This window comes from Kocuria subflava, from assembly GCF_012163155.1.
GTDB lineage: Bacteria > Actinomycetota > Actinomycetes > Actinomycetales > Micrococcaceae > Kocuria > Kocuria subflava.
Genome location: NZ_JAAVUN010000019.1, coordinates 36,057 through 54,144, shown reverse-complemented (window position 1 = coordinate 54,144; position 18,088 = coordinate 36,057). Strand labels below are relative to the sequence as shown.

Here is an 18,088-nt window from a genome sequence, read left to right as displayed (position 1 = left end):
TCGGCCCCCCCTGCGGGGTTGTCAGCGCCCCCCCCCCCCCGCCCGCGGGCGGGGGGGGGGGCCCACGTGCCGGGGGCCCCCCCCCCGTCGTCGTCGTTCAAGGTGACGTAGCTGCGGTGCGGCGTCCCGGGGGGGTACGGCTCAGCGCTCGGTGTGACCCCCGCGGGCCATGTTCTGCAGACGGGCGATGCGGTCCGCCGTGGGCGGGTGCGTACGGAACAGGTTGGACATCCCGCGCCCGGCGAACGGGTTGGCGATCATCATGGAAGACGTGTTGACCACCTTCTGGTCATTGGGGCTCAAGGGACGGGCGTTGACACCGTTCTCGATCTTGTTCAGCGCGCTGGCCAGGGCCAGCGGGTCACCGGTGAGCTTGGCACCGTCTTCATCGGCGTCGTACTCGCGGGTCCGGGAAATGGCCAGCTGAATGACCGTGGCCGCCACCGGTGCCAGGAAGGCAATGGCCAACCCCGCAATGGGGTTGTTACGGCTGTCTCCGCCGCGGCCACCAAAAATCGCAGCGAACTGCAACATCTGCGCCACCGAGGTGATCACCCCGGCAATGGCCGCCGCCACGGAGGAGGTCAGGATGTCCCGGTTGTAGACGTGCATCAGTTCATGGCCCAGGACACCGCGCAGTTCACGCTCGTCCAGCAGCTGCATGATCCCCTCCGTGCAACACACTGCAGCATTGTCCGGGTTGCGGCCTGTGGCAAAGGCATTGGGGCTCATGGTGGGTGAGATGTAGAGCCGCGGCATGGGCTGCCCGGCCTGGTTGGAGAGCTCCCGGACGATCCGGTACAGATCGGGTGCCTGCTGCTCGGAAACGGGGACGGCGCGCATCGACTTCAACGCAATTTTGTCGCTGTTCCAGTAGCTGTAGGCCGTGGTGCCCAGCCCGATCAGGGCGAACAGGAAGATGAACACCGAGTTGTTGGCAGCAACGGCCACGCCGTAACCGATGGCCAACAACAGCAGCCACATGCCGCCCAGCAGGGTCACGGTTTTCAGACCGTTGAAATGTCGATGCATGGTGTGGAGTCATCCTTGGGGTTGTGCCGAACCTTCTGTGATCAGCAACCATCTGAGGCGGGGTTGTGTTCCGGACCGGCCCGCTTGCTGGGCGGAGTTGAAGGGAACATGGATGATTCTCTCAGCAAACTGCGTGTGCTGGTTCTGCCCGCCACATGGGCCCCGGGCCACGGCGGTCATGCCAGGCGCACCCAACCGCGCTCCGTCCAGATCCACAGACCGCCAGGTCCGACACCCTGTCCGGGGGTGGTGTTCTCCCACTGGCCCGGATCCACGGCCGGGGCATCCCGAGGGCCGGTGGCCTGGTCCACGGGTTCGGTTGTGGTGCCGTCCGTGGGTTGGGGGTCACCTGTGTTTTCCGGCGCGGTGCCGGTGTCCGTGGTGGTGCCGGGATCTGCAGTGGGATCCGGCTCTGAACTTGGCGTGGTGGCCGGTTCTGGTGCGGTGGTTGGTTCTGGTGCAGTGGTTGGCTCGGTTGTGTTGGCCGGCTCCGGTTGCGGGGCAGGAGCTGAATCCGTGCTCCCGTCCATGGGCAGCGGTGCTGTGACCGGCGAGTTGGCGGGTGCGTAGAGCGGAGCCCCACTGGAGTTCTGGTTGTCTTCAGTGGAGTCAGCCGGTGTGCCCAGGACCGATCCCTGGTTGTCGCCCGGGTCCACTGTTCCATCCGTGGCCGGAGCGGTGGGCGCCACCGGAGTGGTGGTTCCCGGCGACGTCGGGGTGGTGGCCGGCGGAGACACCGGCGCCACCGGAACCTGTGGCTGAGCCGGCACCTGGGGTTGAGCAGGTGCCTGCGGCTGCGATGGCGCCTGCGGCTGGGCTGGGGCCACGGGTGCCAACGGTGTGCTCCAACTCCCACCGGGCTGCTGGGCAGACGGACGGGACTGCGAGTATCGACCAGGCTGTGACGATTGGCCGGACTGTGACGATTGGCCGGACTGCGATGATTGGCTCGACTGTGAATACTGGCCCGACTGCCAAGACTGCTGGCCCTGATACGTCTCCTGAACCGGTGGCGCCCAGGGGCCGCGCTGATTGGGGGCCGGAAAACGGCCGGAATCCGCAGATCCTGCCGTCACCGAACCGTTGGCAGCGCCGTCGTCGTTCCGGGCCTGCGAACGCGCGAGGTCGTTCTGCATGCGGTCAAAGGCCGTGATGAAGCGTGGTTGACCGGAGGTTTCGTCATCCACGGCGCGCACCTGCGCATCCGAGGGCCCGGACCGGTCCTCGGCGGACCCGGCGCCGGAGGCAGGCGATGCCGACTCCCCCGCCGGAGCACCTGCCTGTTGGTCGGTAGGGGCCTCGCCATTGGCGGGGAACGGCAAACCGCCCAAGGTGGTGGCGTTGTTGGTGCCGTCATCCTGGACCAGGGTGGAAACCCCCACCCCCACCAGTGCCACAGCTGCTGATGCAGCCACTGCACCCACGGCGATCTTCAGTCCGATGCCCGCACCGGCGCCGGCCACAATGCCACCGGCACCGGAGCCGCTGCCACCGGAGGACGGTCCGTTGCTGGACACGGCTGAGCCTGCCGCTGCCGCCTGGGCGGACGAGCCGGTCAGGTCACTGCCTGCACCAACGGAAGACTCAGACGTACCCGCCCCCGTGGTGGCGGCATCCGCGGAGGCCGCACCTGCCGCCTGAGCTGCTGCCGAGCCCCCAGCAGCGCCTCCACCGGCACCGGAAACCATGAGAGCGGCCAGAACCTTGGACTCGGTGCCCCACAACGGCAAGGCAGCCAGAGCAGGAAGAATCCAGGTCCGCATCCCCACACCGGTGTCCTGCAGCTGAAGATATTCAGCAGTGCAGCGGGGGCACTCGTCCAGGTGCTGCTGGACCGCACGCCGGGCACGTGAGCCCAAACTGCCGCGGACGAACGCACCAAGATCCCCTGCCATCTCAGGACAGGCATCAGTTGCTGCATGGGAAACCTGCGCCTGCAGATAAGCCGCCTGTAACCCTTCCCGGGCGCGCTTGGCCAAGGCCGAAACAGCATTGGGGGTCATCCCCAGAACACCAGCCACGGCCTGCGGCTTCATCTCCTCGACCTCGGTGTGCCACAGCACCGCCTGCCACCGCTCAGGCAAGGAGGCGTAGGCCGTGGCCACCGCCACGGAGTCGCATTGCTTGACCAGGACGTCGTTGAATTCCTGCGGCTGGTCCAGATCGGCGTCTTCTGCAACGGGCTGCACCTTGCCGGTTGCGATGGCATGGTCAACAGCCAGGCGTCCGATGGTGGTGACCAGGTAACTGCGCATGAACTTCTGCGGCCCACCACCCTTGCGGATCACGGAGAGGACCTTGGCAAAAGCCTCCGAGACCAGATCTTCGGCGTCGTGCACGTTGCGGGTGTGCATCCGTGCCACGTTCAAGGCAGTGGAGCGGTGCCGTTCGTAGAGCAGGCCGTACGAGGCCTCGTCACCGGCTCGTACCGCCTGGAGGAGCTCCTCATCCTCCAACGCCGCTTCCTGTGCGGCCTTGGCCTCCGAGTCCCCATTCCGCTGGTAGCCCTTGTCCCCGGCGCCTGCAGCTTCACCCGGGGTGCCCGATTCCGCGGCACCGCCGTACTGGACGTCATACTCGGCCTGGTTCGCAGAGTCCTGGGCGGGGGCCAAGAGTTCATCCGCAAGCTCCGACTGATGCTCGGATGCAGAGTTGGGGTCACGTGGGGCAACGATGGTGCGGCCTCCTCCTGGTCAGATGGTCCTCAGCGGACGAAACGTACGCGGAACGGACGGAATGTTCCTGGGACGGGCGGCTGTGCCCGCGAACCACACGATTCTACGCGCAGGCAAGAGGCCGTCCAAGAGTCCTGACCTGCGCCAACACGTGGCGACGGCGGCTTCCAGTCAACCATCAGCGAACTTTCCACGCGGTACCGGGTGGGATGTCGGTGGCCTGGGTTACGGTGAAGAAGCAACGGACCGCCATGACCGCAGGAGGCTCATCATGTCTGACAATGCACAGAATTCCCCCCAGAACGTCCATGAAGTCGGATTGCGTCCCACCGGTGAATTCACCACGGACCAGAACGCCAAGCCGGTTGCCTCGGACGCCCATTCACTGACCAGCGGCGGCCCCGACGGCGTGATCGCCCTGCACGATTCTTACGTGGTGGAGAAGCTGGCGGCCTTTGACCGCGAGCGCATCCCGGAGCGTGTGGTCCATGCCAAGGGTGGTGGCGCTTTCGGCGAACTGGAGATCACGGAAGACGTCTCCCAGTACACCCGCGCTGCGGTGTTCCAGAAGGGCACCAAGACTCCCATGCTGGCGCGGTTCTCCACGGTGGCCGGTGAGCAGGGCTCGCCTGACACCTGGCGTGACCCCCGTGGTTTCTCGCTGAAGTTCTACACCACTGAGGGCAACCTGGACATCGTGGGCAACAACACCCCGATCTTCTTTGTCCGTGACGGCATCAAGTTCCCCGATTTCATCCACTCTCAGAAGCGCCTTCCGGGTTCCGGCTTGCGGGACAACACCATGCAGTGGGATTTCTGGACCCAGTCCCCGGAGTCCGCACACCAGGTGACGTACTTGATGGGTGAACGTGGCATCCCCAAGTCCTGGCGACACATGAACGGCTACGGTTCCCACACCTTCCAGTGGGTCAATGACTCCGGTGAGCGGTTCTGGGTCAAGTACCACTTCATCTCCGAGCAGGGTGTGGAAGGTCTTTCCGGTGAGGAAGCAGCCCGGATCGCCGGTGAGGACGCTGATGCGCACCGCCGTGACCTCCACGACTCCATTGAGCGCGGCGAGTTCCCGTCCTGGTCCGTGGAAGTCCAGGTCATTCCTTACGAGGACGCCAAGACGTACAAGTACAACATCTTTGACGTCACCAAGACCGTGCCCAAGGGTGACTACCCCCGCATGAAGATTGGTCGGTTCACACTGAACCAGAACCCGCTGAACTTCTTTGCTCAGATCGAGCAGGCGGCCTTCTCCCCCGGCAACACTGTTCCGGGACATGAGATCTCCCCGGACAAGATGCTGATGACCCGTGTGTTCTCCTACCCGGACACGCACCGTCACCGCCTGGGTGCCAACTTTGCGGATCTGCCGGTGAACTTCCCGCACTACGCCGAGCAGAACTCCTACTCCCAGGACGGGCCCATGCGGTACTCGTTCAAGGCACCCAGCCAGCCGAACTATGCACCCAACACCATGGGCGGACCGGTTGCGGGTCAGGGGATCAAGCCTGCGGATGAGATGCGCTGGGAGACGGATGGTGAGATGGTTCGCGCAGCGGCCACCCTGCACTCTGCCGATGACGACTTCGGCCAGCCGGGGATCCTCTACTCGGAGGTCATGAACGCCGAGCAGCAGCAGGTTCTGGTGGACAACATTGCCGGGCACGTGGGTGATGTTCAGGACAACACCATCTTGGAGCGCGCCCTGCAGTACTGGGACAACGTGCACCCGGAGCTGGGCCAGCGCGTGCGCAAGGCCGTGGAGGAGAACCGCGGAGCAGACGCCAAGAACGTCTGACCCGTTCCTCGCTGAGGCCCAGCCCTGGGCCCCCAACGCCGACTGCCGAGTGTCCGAGTTGGGTTGTTTCGAATCATTGATAACGACCCCACTCGGACACTCGGCCGTTCTTTCAGTCCTTGAGGTTGATGCCGGTGGCTGATCCGGGGTCTTCCTCCACGACGACGTCCTCCGGGTGATCTTCCAGGCTCACCACCGGAGTGGAGATCTCAGAGGAGTCGTCTGAATCCGCGGGTGAGTCGGCAACAGAGTCCAGAATGCTTCTGATGTCGTCCATGGCGAACGTGGCCACCGGTGGACGCGCGTTGACGCACACCTGGGAGGCGCCGGTTCCCAGCGCATAGCGCAGAACATCCCGACCTGCCGCCGAGCGGATCTCCAAGGTAGGGTCCAGGGCAGCCACTTCTGCCGCGGAGGTGAACAGCAGCAGGGTGTCTGCATCCTGTCCTTCCTCTGGCTTGGCCCAGACGGGTTCAACGTCTTCCGGTCCCTGGGCGTTCTCCAGCGGGCGCACACCCAACAGCAGCACCCCGTTGGCTGCCATCAGCCCGGAGAGCACCTGGGGCACACTGTCCATGAGCAGACCGTTCTTGGCCACGTCATTGCGCGGTGAGGACAGCAGCCATTCAATCTGCCTGCGCGGAATCCGGCAGGAAGCAGCACCTGCGTCCAAGATCAGGTGGTGGTACTGCTGGTCAGCTGCCACCAGTTCCAGGACCGCGGCTGCCGGCTGGCGCAGCAGCACCGGTTCACCGTCCTGCCCGGCGGCATGAAACATGGCCTGGGCGTCTGTTTGGGCCGTGTAGGCAGCCAAGGTGCGGGTGCCGTCTGGTTCGGCAAAACTCTGGAGCTGGATCTGGGACTCCGGGCTCAGCTCACCGGTCTGGGTGCGAATCAGATCCGAACCCGTGGCATCCACCAGCAGGTCCCCTGCAGTGCAATTGCGCATGACCTCGATCAGTGCGGCGTCCGATGGCGCTGCGGCGAATCCGGCGATGGCTTCACGCAATCGGGGGTTGACCGTGCCCTCAGGGTCGGCCTCTGCTTCAGCTTCCGGGGCCAGCACCTGAATGGTGTGGCCTGCTTCGGCAGCCAACGCCCCCAACCAGTCCGGCACGCGAGCCTCCGTGCGCGGGAAACTCTCCAGATGCTCCAGTCCGTCCTCCAGTTGATATGCGCCTTCCTCTCCCAGCTGGGGAGGGCGTTCATCAAAGTTGTGGCGGGTGGCAAACGAGTACTGGGGGCTGGGCCACCCTTGTGCGGTGACTGTGACCACGGTGGAGAGCCACGTCCCGCGCCCTGGACGGTAGGACAGGGACTGCAAACGGTTGATACGGCGCAGAACAGAGCTTCCGGGCTTGATGGGCCCCACGGTGCCAGGCAACTCCCGGCCGCCGCGGTATTCGGTGATCCGCAACCACATGCGGCCACCTTGCGGCTTGAGATCCACGTCCATGCTCTCCCACCCCGGTTGCGCGTTGAGCACACCCAGAATCCAGTCGCCCACGGCACGCAGCTCGTCCCTCAGACTTTGGGCAACCTGTTCGTCGGTGAGTTTGCTGGCGGCGTGGCTGCCCGCGCGATCACGCGAGCGTCGGCTGGGCTGTGGTTGGTCCTGCGTCATGCGCTCAGCTTATCGGGGCCACCTCCTGGCCAGTTCCGGTGCGTCGGTCTGCGTTGCTAGCCTGATGGCATGACGACTTCACTGCAGGAACTGATCGATGACTCGATCTTCATTTCGACCGAGCATCAGGCCCGGCTGGCTGAGCTGAGCCAGGGCGTGGAATGGGATGTTGACTTCTCCGTCCCGTCCTTCACTCTGCAGTCGGATCCCCCCGTGGTGCTGACCCCGCACCTGCTGGGAACGGACTCCGCGGAACGTGGCACCTGGGTGTGGTCCTGGCAGGAGCTGGGCCATTTTCCCTCTGAGGTGGTGGCTGCAGCCGTCCAGACCCGTGAGTCCGCTGCACGCTCTGACGTTTCCGAACTCATCACGGATGAACTGCCCACCCAGGACGGTTTCGCCCGCCAGGTCACCTTGGCATCCAAGGCCTTAACCGGGGTGTGGGCCCACTACCCCGCCCGAGTGGGCAAGAACGTCACAGCGTGGCTGCTGCTGGAGGGTCCGGAGCTGGATCTGGAGCCCGTGAGCCTTGAGACCATGATGCGGGTCATTGCCGAAGCCTTGCAGACGGGCACCGCAGTGGATCACAACCGCGCCCTGGACTCTTACGCCACGTTGCGTGGTGCCCACATCGAATGGGACACGGATGCCATGTGTGTCATCACCACTCGCGACGGCGCTCAGCGGTTCTGGCTGGAGGAGCACCAGATCTCCGGTGTGGAACCGGCAGAGCCTTCGGTCGGCCCGGAGGAACTGACCCGTCTGGAGCAGGAGGCACGCACCCGCCGCGAGGCCCTGGCAGCAGACCGCGCTGATGCTCGCCGGGTTGCCGATGAGCAAGCCGCCCGGGACACCGCCGCCCGAGAGGAACAGGAAGCCTCCCGCCGTGAGGCCACTGCTGCCGCAGCCGGTGCCGGTACCGCGGGCATGGATGTTGACACTCACGCCGAGATCGACACCGACGACGCCGCCACCCAGGCTTCTGCCGAGACCAGCACCCAGGCCGAGGACCAGCAGCCCCTGCCTGCTGAGCTGTCCCAGGAGGACCTGGAAGCACCGGTCCCCGGTGCCTCCACGGAACCGGATCAGGACCTGCCCTACGATCAAGAGCCGCGCCGCGACGTCGCTCCCGGGGAAGTCACCACCACCACGGTGCCGTCCTTGGCCGAGGACCGCGATGCACAGCAGCCCTCGGAGCAGGCTCCCCAGGTCATCGAGCCGGCCGAGTCCACGGAGGCAGCCGGGTCCACTGACCCAGCCCAGGGCACCGAACCCGCAGAGGCCACAGATCGGGTCGAGTCCCAGGACGAGGACTTTGCTGCGGAGCTGGATGCAGCCGTGGAGGGCGAGTCCCAGAAGCACACCGGCACAGAGCACACCGGCACGGAGGATGCCGATCAGCAGCGTGAATCCGCCGGTGAGCAGCCTGCCGTGGTGCAGCCCCGTGTGGAGGAACCCGCCACCGCGCGTCCTGTTCAGGAAGAGCCCGGCCTTGCACTGGATGCCCAGCGCACCGACGACACTCAGGACACCGTCGAGGTTCAGGACGCCCCGGCAGAGACCACCGAACAGGACGATCAGCCCCGCAAGAAGGGCTTCTTCAGCCGCTTCTTCGGCCTGTGACAGGTCAGTGACTGTTTGAGCAAACGGACAGCTGTCCGCCCGGCCGCTGAAGGACGCCGCGGACTGCTCTTTGGTGCGAGCGCTTACGGGCTGTGGGGGTTGTTGCCCTGTACTTCGTGGCGCTCGCACCTGCCGGTGCATGGGAGATCGTCTCCCTGCGGGTGATTTTCGCCTTGCTGTTGTGCCTGGTGCTGCTGGCAGTTTTCGGCCAGTTCGGCCGTTTCCTGGCGGTGTTCACCCAACCCCATTGTGGCCATCAGCCTGGGTGTGTTGGTCCTACGGGAGCGGTTGCGGCGCCTGCAGTGGGCGGCGGTGGGCCTGGGGGCGGCGGCAGTGGCCGTGATGTCCGTGTTCTACGGCCAGGTCCCGTGGCTCTCCCTGGGCCTGGCTTTCACCTTTGGCCTGTACGGCCTGACCAAATCCATGCTGGGCGCCAACTGGCCTGCCCTGGTGGCCATGACGGTTGAAACGCTGGCCATCATGCCCGTTGCCGTTGTGATCATCGCCCGCCAGGCCGTGAACGGGGATCTGACGCTGTGGGGTCACAGTTGGGCGCACACGCTTCTGTTGGCCTCAACCGGCGTGGTCACAGTGGTCCCGTTGCTGCTGTTCGGTCTTGCAGCAGCGCGGCTGCCGTTGAGCACCGTCGGCATGCTGCAGTACATCGCCCCCATCATGCAGTTCCTGATTGCCGTGGTGATCCTGCAGGAGGCCATGCCGCGGGAACGTTGGCTGGGCTTCAGCGTTGTGTGAGCAGCGGTTGCAGTGCTGATCCTGGATGCCACCCGGCAACGACGACGCCGGCGCCTCACCCGGGCGGCATCATCCTCACCTGATCCGCCCTGAGCACCTGATGGAGCGGACAATGACTGTGGCCACCGAACCAGACGGTTCGGTGGCCACAGTCCTGGAGTGCCAACACTCAGATGCTGCGGGTGGGACTCACGCGTCCCCGCCCTGATCCGGGTTGCGGCGCAGGTTCACGATGGAGGCGACCAAGCCGCCCCACACCGTCACACCTGCCACTACCAACATGACAATGGCTGATGCGCTCATCGGGTGGCCTCCTCTCCCGTGTTGGTCGTATCAGATGCAGTCGCTTCCGCCGGCTGGGTGGCCCAGGGCTCCGGGGTGGTTGCGGCGGCGTCGTCGTTCCAGGGGGTGCCGTTGCGCACGGCACTGCTGGTGATGGTGGCCAGGGAACCGGTGGTCAGGTACTTCTGATCCACTCCGGGATCCAGCACCGGCAACGACGGCGACGGCTGTGCGCCACGCGAGCGTTGGGACCACGGCACCCTGGCCAGGATCAGGGAGATGACAACCAGGCTGATGGCCATGCCCCAACCGAAGGTGGCCACGTACCAACCCGGGAAGTCGCCGTAACCCTCGGTGAGCACGGTGGTCAGCTGACCGATGATGGTGTAGCCCAAGACCACAACCGCCACACCGCCGATGAAGATCATCCACGTCCGGCCCACCTTGAAGGCAGAGACCGCGTTGAGGTGATCGCGCAAACCGGGCAGGGCGGACAGACCCGAGGACAACAGGATCACTGCCACCAGGGAGGCTGCCACAATGCCGAAGTTGTTCACGAAGGCGTCCGTGATGTCCAGCAGGTTCAGGCCTGTGGTGGTGGGGAACAGCAGCAGGGAGGCTGCCGCCAGCGGGACGATCACGGCCACGGTGCCGGCAATGCGGTTCAGGCCCAGCTTGTCCTGAACACCGGCAATGATCACTTCCACGATCGAGATCAGGGAGGTGAAACCGGCAAAGGTCAGGGCGCCGAAGAACAGGACACCCAGAAGGCCCCCGAACGGAGCTTGCGAGACGATGGTGGGGAAGGCGATGAAGGCCAGGCCGATACCACCGGAGACCACCTCGCTCACACCGACGCCGGAGGCAGTAGCCATGAAGCCCAGGGCGGCGAACACGCCGATACCGGCCAGGATCTCAAAGCTGGAGTTGGCGAAGCCGACCACCAGAGCGGTGCTGGTCAGATCCGAACGCCGCTTGAGGTAGGAGGCGTAGGTGACCATGATGCCGAAGCCCACGGACAGGGAGAAGAAGATCTGACCGTAGGCGGCCATCCACACAGCACTGTTGCCCAGTGCAGACCAGTCCGGGGTGAACAGGGCATCCAGACCGGCGGCTGCACCGTCCAGGGTCAGGGCCATGATCACCATGGCGGCGAACATGACCAACAACAGCGGAATGAAGATCACGTTGAAGCGGCCGATGCCCTTCTGCACACCCAGTGCCATGACCACCAGCAGCGCCAGCCACACAATGGCCAGACCGATCAGAACCTGGGGAACAAAGTCCAGGGCGGGGCCGACCTCGTCAGCAACCTGGAGGTACTGGCCCATGAAGAAGCCCTCGGGGTCATCCCCCCAGGCCTGGGTCACGGAGAAGATGGTGTAGGAGCCAGCCCAGGCGATGATCACGGCGTAGTAGGCGGCAATCACAAAACAGATGCACAACTGCCACCAGCCCAGGAACTCGGCCTTAGGGTGCAGGCGCCGGTAGGACAACGGGGCGGAGGCCCGGTAACGGTGACCCACCGCGTAGTCCAGCATGAGCAGCGGCAGACCCGCGCTCAGCAGGGCGATCAGGTACGGAACCATGAAGGCGCCGCCACCGTTCTCGTAAGCGACGTAGGGGAACCGCCAGATGTTTCCCAGGCCGACGGCAGAACCCATGGCGGCCAGGATGAAGACGGATCGATTGGAGAAGACCTCGCGCTGCTGGGCAGCGGGAGGTGCGGATTTGGTTGAGGACACTAGTCCACCTCGTGGTGCTCAGGTGCCGTCAGTCGGGCGGGCTGATCGGCGCAATTCCAGATGCTCCCGTGAATCCGGTGAGGGTGGCCGGACGGACGGTTTGAGCGTTCAGGTTACCCCGGGGTCACGCCCGGCGATGCACCATGCCGCGGGCAAAGCTGTGCAGAGCGGATTTTGCGGTGGATTCCGGCAGGGGTTCCAGCGCTGCTTCCGCCTCCGCCACCCATGATTCGGCCACAGCCCAGGACTGCTGGATGGCAGCGTGGTGGGACAGCGCGGTCACAGCTTGTGCCAGGGCCTCATCCGAGCTGAGATCCCCGTCCACCAGCTCCAGGACCTTCACAGCAGAAGAGTCCCCCTGGGCGGCCATGCGGCGCAACACCAGAACCGGCAGGGTGGGGATGCCTTCCCGCAGGTCCGTGCCGCGGGTCTTGCCCGAGGTCTCCGAGGTGGAGGTGATGTCAATCACGTCATCGGCCAGTTGGAAGGCCACGCCGAGCTTCTCCCCGTAGGTCTCCATGATCTGCTCCACCTCAGGTGAGGCACCAGCCAACATGGAGCCGAAGAGCCCGCAAGCGGCAATCAGTGAACCGGTCTTGCCGGCCAACACCTGCAGATAGTGCTCCAGGGCGTCGGCACCTTCCGGCGGGCCAGAGGTCTCCTGGAGCTGGCCCACCACAAGGCGTTCAAAGGCCTGGGCCTGGATCTGATAGGCCCGCCGGGAGATGGTGGACACCAGGGAGGATGCCCGGGCAAAAATGAGGTCCCCCGTCAGGATGGCCACGTTGTTGCCCCACACGGTGTGCGCGGTGTCCACACCGCGCCGGACCGGGGCGGAATCCATGACGTCGTCGTGATACAGGGAGGCCAGGTGGGTGAGTTCAACCACGACGGCGGCGTTGATGACGTCGTCGTTGATGCCCCCACCGATTTCACCGGCCAGGAGTGTGAGGACCGGGCGCACCCGCTTGCCACCGGCGTTGAGCAGGTGTGAGGCGGTGACCTGGATCAGGGGATCCGAGCTCTCCACCTGCTGCGCCAGACGGGTTTCAATCTGTTCGAGTCCGGCCAGGATCCGGCGCGCGAACTCCGGATCGGTGGTGAGCACCTCCATGCCCGCCGGCAGTGCCACCTGGGCACCGTTCAACTCCCTGGCGGCATGACCGGACCCACCCGTGGAGGCGTGGGTGTCACCGGGCCGTTGGGAGATGGAGGAGGAGTCAGTCACGGGGCACCACTCTACTGGTTTCCGGTGGGCGGAGTGAGGGCGTCCAGCAGTGCCACGGTGCGGTCCTGCCAGGTGCGGGCCGGGTGATCCGTGAGTTCGGTCATGGTCTGCACCACAAAGCGCATCAGGGGTGGAAGAGCCATTCCGGTGGCCAGGGCGGCCTTCATGATGCGCGGGTGTCCGATGGCCTCGGCCAGGAGTCGCCCTTGGGTGAAGTGTGCCCCCCATTCGGTGCGCAGACGCTGCGGGTAGCGCGCAAGAACCGCGTCCCGTTGCGCCGGGCCGTTGGCACGCCTGGCCTCCAGGATGTGCTCCGCGGCGTAACGGGCGGATTCCATGGCATTGGAGATGCCCTCACCGTTGAAGGCAGAGACCAGACCGGCGGAGTCCCCCAGCAACAACATCCCGGGAATCCAGTGTGGTGTCCGGTTGAAGGCCATGGGCAGGGCAGCTGAGAGAACGCGGCCCTGACGGTGTGCAGGGTCGAAAGTCCACTCGGCAGGCATGGAGGCGGTCCAGTCGGCCAGCACCTGCTTGTAGTCGATGTTGCCAAAGGCCGGTGAGGTGTCCAGGATGCCCAGGCCAACGTTGGCCGTGCCGTCCCCGGCACCGAACACCCACCCGTAGCCGGGCAGCAGAGACCCCTTGGGATCGGTGCCGTCCGTCAGTTCCAGCCAGCCCTCCATCCAGTCCAGCTCGCTGCGTGGAGATTGGAAATAGGCGCGGACGGCAACCCCCATGGGGCGGTCGTGGCGCCGATGCAGACCAGCGGACACGGCCGTGCGGGATGAGACACCGTCACAGGCCAGCACCAGGTCGGCGCGGTGGTCCTCGGTCTCACCACTGCGGCGGCCGCGGTCATCCAGCACGTTGGCGCGCAGGCCCACCACACGGTCCTGGTCATCTCGGAGGACCTCAGTGACCGACCGGTGTTCGATGATGGTGGCCCCGGCCGCACGGGCATGGTCGGCCAAGTGCTGGTCGAATCCCGCCCGGGAGCGGACCAAACCGTAATTGGGGAAGTCCGTCAGCTCGGGCCAGGCCAGCTCAATCGCCCTGCCACGGGCTCTGATGCGCAAACCCTGGTTGCGTTTGTAACCCAACTCCGGCCCGTGTGGCAGGCCCATGAGTTGCATTTCCCGCACGGCACGCGGTGTCAGACCGTCACCACACACCTTCTCCCGTGGGTAGGAGGTCTTCTCCAGGACCGTGACCTCCACACCCTGGGAGGCAAGCCAATAGGCGGCGGTGGCTCCGGCCGGCCCACCGCCTGAGATCAGAACCTTCACGCGAGCTTGATCTCCGGTGCACCGTAGCCCGGGTTCTCACCCTTGACGGCGTGGTGAATGGCCACAATGCCCCCGGAGAGGTTGCGGTAGCGCACCTGCTCCCAGCCAGCACTGGCAATGTCCCGCGCCAAGCCCTCTTGATCCGGCCAGGCGGCAATGGACTCCGCCAGGTATTCGTAGGCCTCCGGGTTGGAGGAAACCTTCTTGGCCACACCGGGCAGAGCCTTGACCAGGTATTCGCCGTAGACCTTGCGGAAAGCCTTGTTGGTGGGAGTGGAGAACTCCGCGATCACCAACCTGCCGCCCGGCCTGGCCACGCGGTACATCTCATGGAGGGCACGGTGGTAGCCCTCCACGTTGCGCAGACCGTAGGAGATGGTCACGGCGTCAAAAGAATCATCCGCAAACGGCAGCATGGTGGCATCAGCCTGCACGAACTCGATGTCCGGGCGCCTGCTGCGCCCCACCTGAAGCATTCCCAAGGACAGATCCGCTGCCACCACCTGAACCCCGGCATCAGCAAACGGCTCGGAGGACTTGCCGGTTCCGGCCGCCAGATCCAGCACGAATTCACCCGGCACCGCTCCCACCGCTTGGGTCACGGCCTTGCGCCATCCGCGGGTCTGCCCCAGGGAGAGGATGTCATTGGTGATGTCATAACGCGGGGCCACCTGGTCAAACATGGCGGTCACGGCGTCTTTGCGCTTGTTCAGGTCTGCACGATTCACCCTGTCATTGTGACATCTCCGCAGCATGCCCCGGCCTGGACGGTGGCGGGCAGTGCCCGGCCACACCCTGGGCCTACACTGATCCAGATGTCCGCCTCCGATCTGCCGTCCTGTAACGATCAGCCTCCCGTCTCCGCCCTGACCGTTGACCTCCGGGACCTGGCCGCCGCTGCCCACTCCCCCGTGCCGCAAGCGTTTGCAGCGGATCCGGATCTGCGTCAGATCCTGGACGGGCAGCGCACCAGCTGCTGGACCATCGGCGGCCTGGGGCTGGTGGGATTCGGACGGGCAGCCCACGTGGTGGTCACCGGCGAGGATCGTTTCACCGCGGCCCGGGACTGGTGGGACCGCCTCACGACTCAGCTGCACATCACGGACCCGCTGAACCGCTCGGCCACCGGACCGGTGGCTTTTGGCGCCCTCACCTTTGCCCGAGCCTCCACCACCTCATCCGGCCTGGTGTTGCCCGAACTGGTGGTGGGTCACGACGACGACGGCACCTGGGTCACCCTGGTCTCCACCCAACCCGAGGTGCAGATGCAGGACGTCATGGCCGCCTGGACGCGCCTGGTTCCTCAGCTGCAACCGGTGGGCTCCCGGCACCCCGATCCCGCCACTGCCCCCGTTGCCGTTGCGGATCCAGCAGCGGACCGGTCCTGGTGCTCGGCAGTGGCCGATGGCGTGGGACTCATTTCTGAAGGCAAGCTGGAGAAGCTGGTGCTGGCCCGCGCCGTGGAGGTTCGCTCCGATGCGCAGCCCCTGGACGTGCCGGGCGCCCTGCGCAATCTGGCCGCCGACTACAGCACGTGCTGGACCTACTCCGTGTCCGTTGAGGACCATGCGGATCCTTCCGTGAACCGCCTGTTCGGGGCCACCCCGGAACGCCTGGTGCGGGTGTTGGACGGCAAACTGCATGCCCGCGTACTGGCAGGGACCCTGGACCGTGCTTCCGTTCCCCCCGGAATCGATCCACAACGGTGGGCGCAGCAGAAGCTGCTGGATGACCCCAAACAGCGGGCTGAACACGAATTCGCCATCGACTCCCTGCTGGATTCCGTGTCCGCCTACACCAACCAGGTGGTCTCCTCCCCTGATCCATTCGTGTTGGAACTGCCCAATGTGTGGCACCTGGCCTCTGACGTCACGGCTGAGCTGACACCTGGCCCGGACGGCACCGTGCCCTCGGCACTGGAGTTGGTGGAGGCCATCCACCCCACGGCCGCCGTGTGCGGAACCCCCACTCATGCCGCTGCTGAGGCCATCACCCAATTGGAGGGCATGGACCGTGGGTTGTATGCGGGCCCCGTGGGCTGGCTGGATTCCCGGCACAACGGAGACTTTGGGATCGCCCTGCGCGGAGGCGTGCAGCGCGATGCCCACAGGGCTGAGCTCTACGCAGGCTGCGGCGTCGTGGAGGCTTCCGTGCCTGCTGAGGAACTGGCCGAAACCCGTGCCAAATTGCGCCCTGTTCTGGGGGCACTCGGCGTCACACCCGCGTGAACAAGGCCTGGCACAGACCCCTGTAACCCGGCAGTCACAGCAGGACGCGTACCATGAAGCGGTCACAGCGCGGCATGTGCGGCTGAATCACGCCGCGGATCCACCGCCGCTGGGACACCGTCAGGTCAGCGCCACCACCGGCGCTCACCAGTGCGAGCTCGGTCCCTGCCCACACCACTTGACGTTGAGGTAAATCATGAAAACCCGTCACCTCCCCACCCTCTTGGCCGCCACCAGCGCAACCGCCCTGGTCCTGGCCGGCTGCACTTCCACCTCCGGGGAGAACCAGTCCGAATCCGGTGTTCCTCTGGTGGAGGACGGCAAGCTGACCGTGTGCAGCAACACCCCGTACACCCCGTTCGAGTTCGAACGCGATGGTGAAGTGGTGGGCTTTGACATGGACCTGGCCGATGAAATCGCTGCCGATCTGGACCTGGAGAAGAACGTCATCCAGACCGGGTTCGAGGGCATCGAGTCCGGCGCAGATCTGTCCACCAACAAGTGCGACATCGCCATTTCCGGAATCACCATCACGGAGGCCCGCCAGTCCGTCATGGCTTTCTCCGAACCCTACTTCGACGACGAACTCGGCCTGCTGGTCCCGGCTGGATCCGAGATCCAGAGCTTTGACCAGATCGGTGATGCCCGCGTGGCCGTTCAGCAGGCCACCACCGGTCAGACCTACGCCGAGGACAACGGCTTGAACTTTGAGCAGCAGGAGGACACCGCCCTGATGCTGCAGTCCCTGGAGACCGGTGGCGTGGAGGCTGTGATCGGCAACGTGTCCGTGCTGGGCAACCGTGCTGCAGAGAACCCGGACCTGGAACTGATCGACCAGGAGTCCAACGGCGAGCAGCTGGGTGTGGCCGTGAACTCGGAGAACACGGAGATGTTGGATGCCGTGAACTCCACCATTGAGCGCATCAACGACGACGGCACCATGGAGACCATGCGCGAGGAGTGGATGGGCCTGTGAACACGCGTAAGACATCAGCCCTGATCAGCCTGAGCGCGGTGGGGCTGCTGGCCCTGAGCGCCTGCACCTCCACCACCGGATCCGACGGCGAAGGCTCCGGGGACTCCCTGGAAACCATCAACGACGGCCAGCTGACCGTGTGCTCCGAATCCAACTACCCGCCGTTCGAGATGGAACAGGACGGGGAGATGGTGGGCCTGGACATGGACCTGGCCGCGGAGATCGCCAAGGACAACGATCTTGAGGTCCACAACGTGACCTTGCCGTTTGAAACCATGGTCTCCGGTGCTGCGCTGGACACCCGCCAGTGCGACATCATCACCTCTGCCTTGACCATGACCGAGGAACGCGCCTCCGTGATGGACTTCTCCGACCCCTACTTTGACAACCAGCTGGGCCTGGTGGTCAAGGACGGTTCGGAGATCGGCTCTGTCCAAGACGCCATCGACTCCAACGCCCGCGTGGGAGTCATGCAGCAGACCACAGGGGATGCAAAGGCCAAGGAACTGGGACTGAACTCGGTGCAGTTCGAAGACGTCCTGATGTTCCAGGACCTGGAATCCGGTGGTGTTGATGCCGTCCTGGATGACCTGGTGCCGATTGCCCAGCACTCGGAGGACTACCCCGATTTTGTGGTGGTGGAAGAAGTTGAAGCTGATGACCAGTTCGGCGTGGGCGTCCGCAAGGGTGACACCGCCATGCTGGAAGCCGTCAACTCCACCCTGGAGCGCATCAAGTCCGATGGCACCCTGGATGAGATCACCGAGAAGTGGGTTCCGATCACCGAACAGTGATCGGTTCCGGCCACCTCCCCCAGTAGTGA

14 protein-coding genes are annotated in these 18,088 nt (G+C 65.2%); 6 read left to right on the top strand and 8 right to left on the bottom strand.

Annotated elements, in window-relative coordinates; all coding sequences use genetic code 11:
• Positions 1-141 precede the first annotated feature (141 nt).
• Together htpX and GTW58_RS10000 are read right to left on the bottom strand one after the other, a co-directional pair.
• Positions 142-1,032: a zinc metalloprotease HtpX gene (gene htpX / locus GTW58_RS10005; RefSeq protein WP_119932856.1), complete on the bottom strand. Its 891-nt coding sequence runs from the start codon at positions 1,030-1,032 to the stop codon at positions 142-144.
• 176 nt (positions 1,033-1,208) lie between these two features.
• Entirely contained in the window at positions 1,209-3,644 is a 2,436-nt protein-coding gene (locus GTW58_RS10000; RefSeq protein WP_119932855.1) for a sigma-70 family RNA polymerase sigma factor, read from the bottom strand.
• 334 nt (positions 3,645-3,978) lie between these two features.
• Between GTW58_RS10000 and GTW58_RS09995 the strand changes: the two genes are divergently transcribed.
• Entirely contained in the window at positions 3,979-5,517 is a 1,539-nt protein-coding gene (locus GTW58_RS09995; RefSeq protein ID WP_119932854.1) for a catalase, read from the top strand.
• Between the two features lie 112 nt (positions 5,518-5,629).
• Here the strand turns inward: GTW58_RS09995 and GTW58_RS09990 are convergent, their stop codons facing one another.
• A complete protein-coding gene (locus GTW58_RS09990; RefSeq protein ID WP_119932853.1) occupies positions 5,630-7,141 on the bottom strand; it encodes an SseB family protein in 1,512 nt (503 codons plus the stop codon).
• A gap of 69 nt (positions 7,142-7,210) precedes the next feature.
• On the opposite strand from GTW58_RS09990, the gene GTW58_RS09985 reads away from it, so the two are divergent.
• Positions 7,211-8,764: a DUF6882 domain-containing protein gene (locus tag GTW58_RS09985; protein ID WP_119932852.1), complete on the top strand. Its 1,554-nt coding sequence runs from the start codon at positions 7,211-7,213 to the stop codon at positions 8,762-8,764.
• A 249-nt stretch (positions 8,765-9,013) separates the two neighbouring features.
• Complete coding sequence (locus tag GTW58_RS15015) at positions 9,014-9,517, top strand: EamA family transporter (protein ID WP_342453308.1); 504 nt, start codon at positions 9,014-9,016, stop codon at positions 9,515-9,517.
• 189 nt (positions 9,518-9,706) lie between these two features.
• Here the strand turns inward: GTW58_RS15015 and GTW58_RS09975 are convergent, their stop codons facing one another.
• The 5 genes from GTW58_RS09975 to GTW58_RS09955 all read right to left on the bottom strand — a co-directional run bounded on the left by GTW58_RS09975 (position 9,707) and on the right by GTW58_RS09955 (position 14,789).
• The gene (locus GTW58_RS09975) at positions 9,707-9,820 is read right to left on the bottom strand and encodes a methionine/alanine import family NSS transporter small subunit (RefSeq protein ID WP_119932851.1); all 114 of its coding nucleotides are present in this window, start codon (positions 9,818-9,820) and stop codon (positions 9,707-9,709) included.
• A complete protein-coding gene (locus tag GTW58_RS09970) occupies positions 9,817-11,544 on the bottom strand; it encodes a sodium-dependent transporter (protein ID WP_168023507.1) in 1,728 nt (575 codons plus the stop codon). The genes GTW58_RS09975 and GTW58_RS09970 overlap by 4 nt, the downstream gene beginning before the upstream one ends.
• A 124-nt stretch (positions 11,545-11,668) precedes the next feature.
• A complete protein-coding gene (locus tag GTW58_RS09965) occupies positions 11,669-12,772 on the bottom strand; it encodes a polyprenyl synthetase family protein (RefSeq protein ID WP_370448272.1) in 1,104 nt (367 codons plus the stop codon).
• Between the two features lie 11 nt (positions 12,773-12,783).
• Positions 12,784-14,061: an NAD(P)/FAD-dependent oxidoreductase gene (locus GTW58_RS09960; protein ID WP_119932850.1), complete on the bottom strand. Its 1,278-nt coding sequence runs from the start codon at positions 14,059-14,061 to the stop codon at positions 12,784-12,786.
• Entirely contained in the window at positions 14,058-14,789 is a 732-nt protein-coding gene (locus GTW58_RS09955; protein WP_119932849.1) for a demethylmenaquinone methyltransferase, read from the bottom strand. The genes GTW58_RS09960 and GTW58_RS09955 overlap by 4 nt, the downstream gene beginning before the upstream one ends.
• An 87-nt stretch (positions 14,790-14,876) precedes the next feature.
• Between GTW58_RS09955 and GTW58_RS09950 the strand changes: the two genes are divergently transcribed.
• The 3 genes from GTW58_RS09950 (at position 14,877) to GTW58_RS09940 (ending at position 18,059) form a co-directional block, all read left to right on the top strand.
• Entirely contained in the window at positions 14,877-16,289 is a 1,413-nt protein-coding gene (locus GTW58_RS09950; protein WP_119932848.1) for an isochorismate synthase, read from the top strand.
• 196 nt (positions 16,290-16,485) lie between these two features.
• Positions 16,486-17,265, top strand: a complete 780-nt coding sequence (locus GTW58_RS09945; RefSeq protein ID WP_047690046.1) for an ABC transporter substrate-binding protein — start codon at positions 16,486-16,488, stop codon at positions 17,263-17,265.
• Positions 17,262-18,059: an ABC transporter substrate-binding protein gene (locus tag GTW58_RS09940; protein ID WP_119932847.1), complete on the top strand. Its 798-nt coding sequence runs from the start codon at positions 17,262-17,264 to the stop codon at positions 18,057-18,059. The genes GTW58_RS09945 and GTW58_RS09940 overlap by 4 nt, the downstream gene beginning before the upstream one ends.
• Positions 18,060-18,088: the final 29 nt, after the last annotated feature.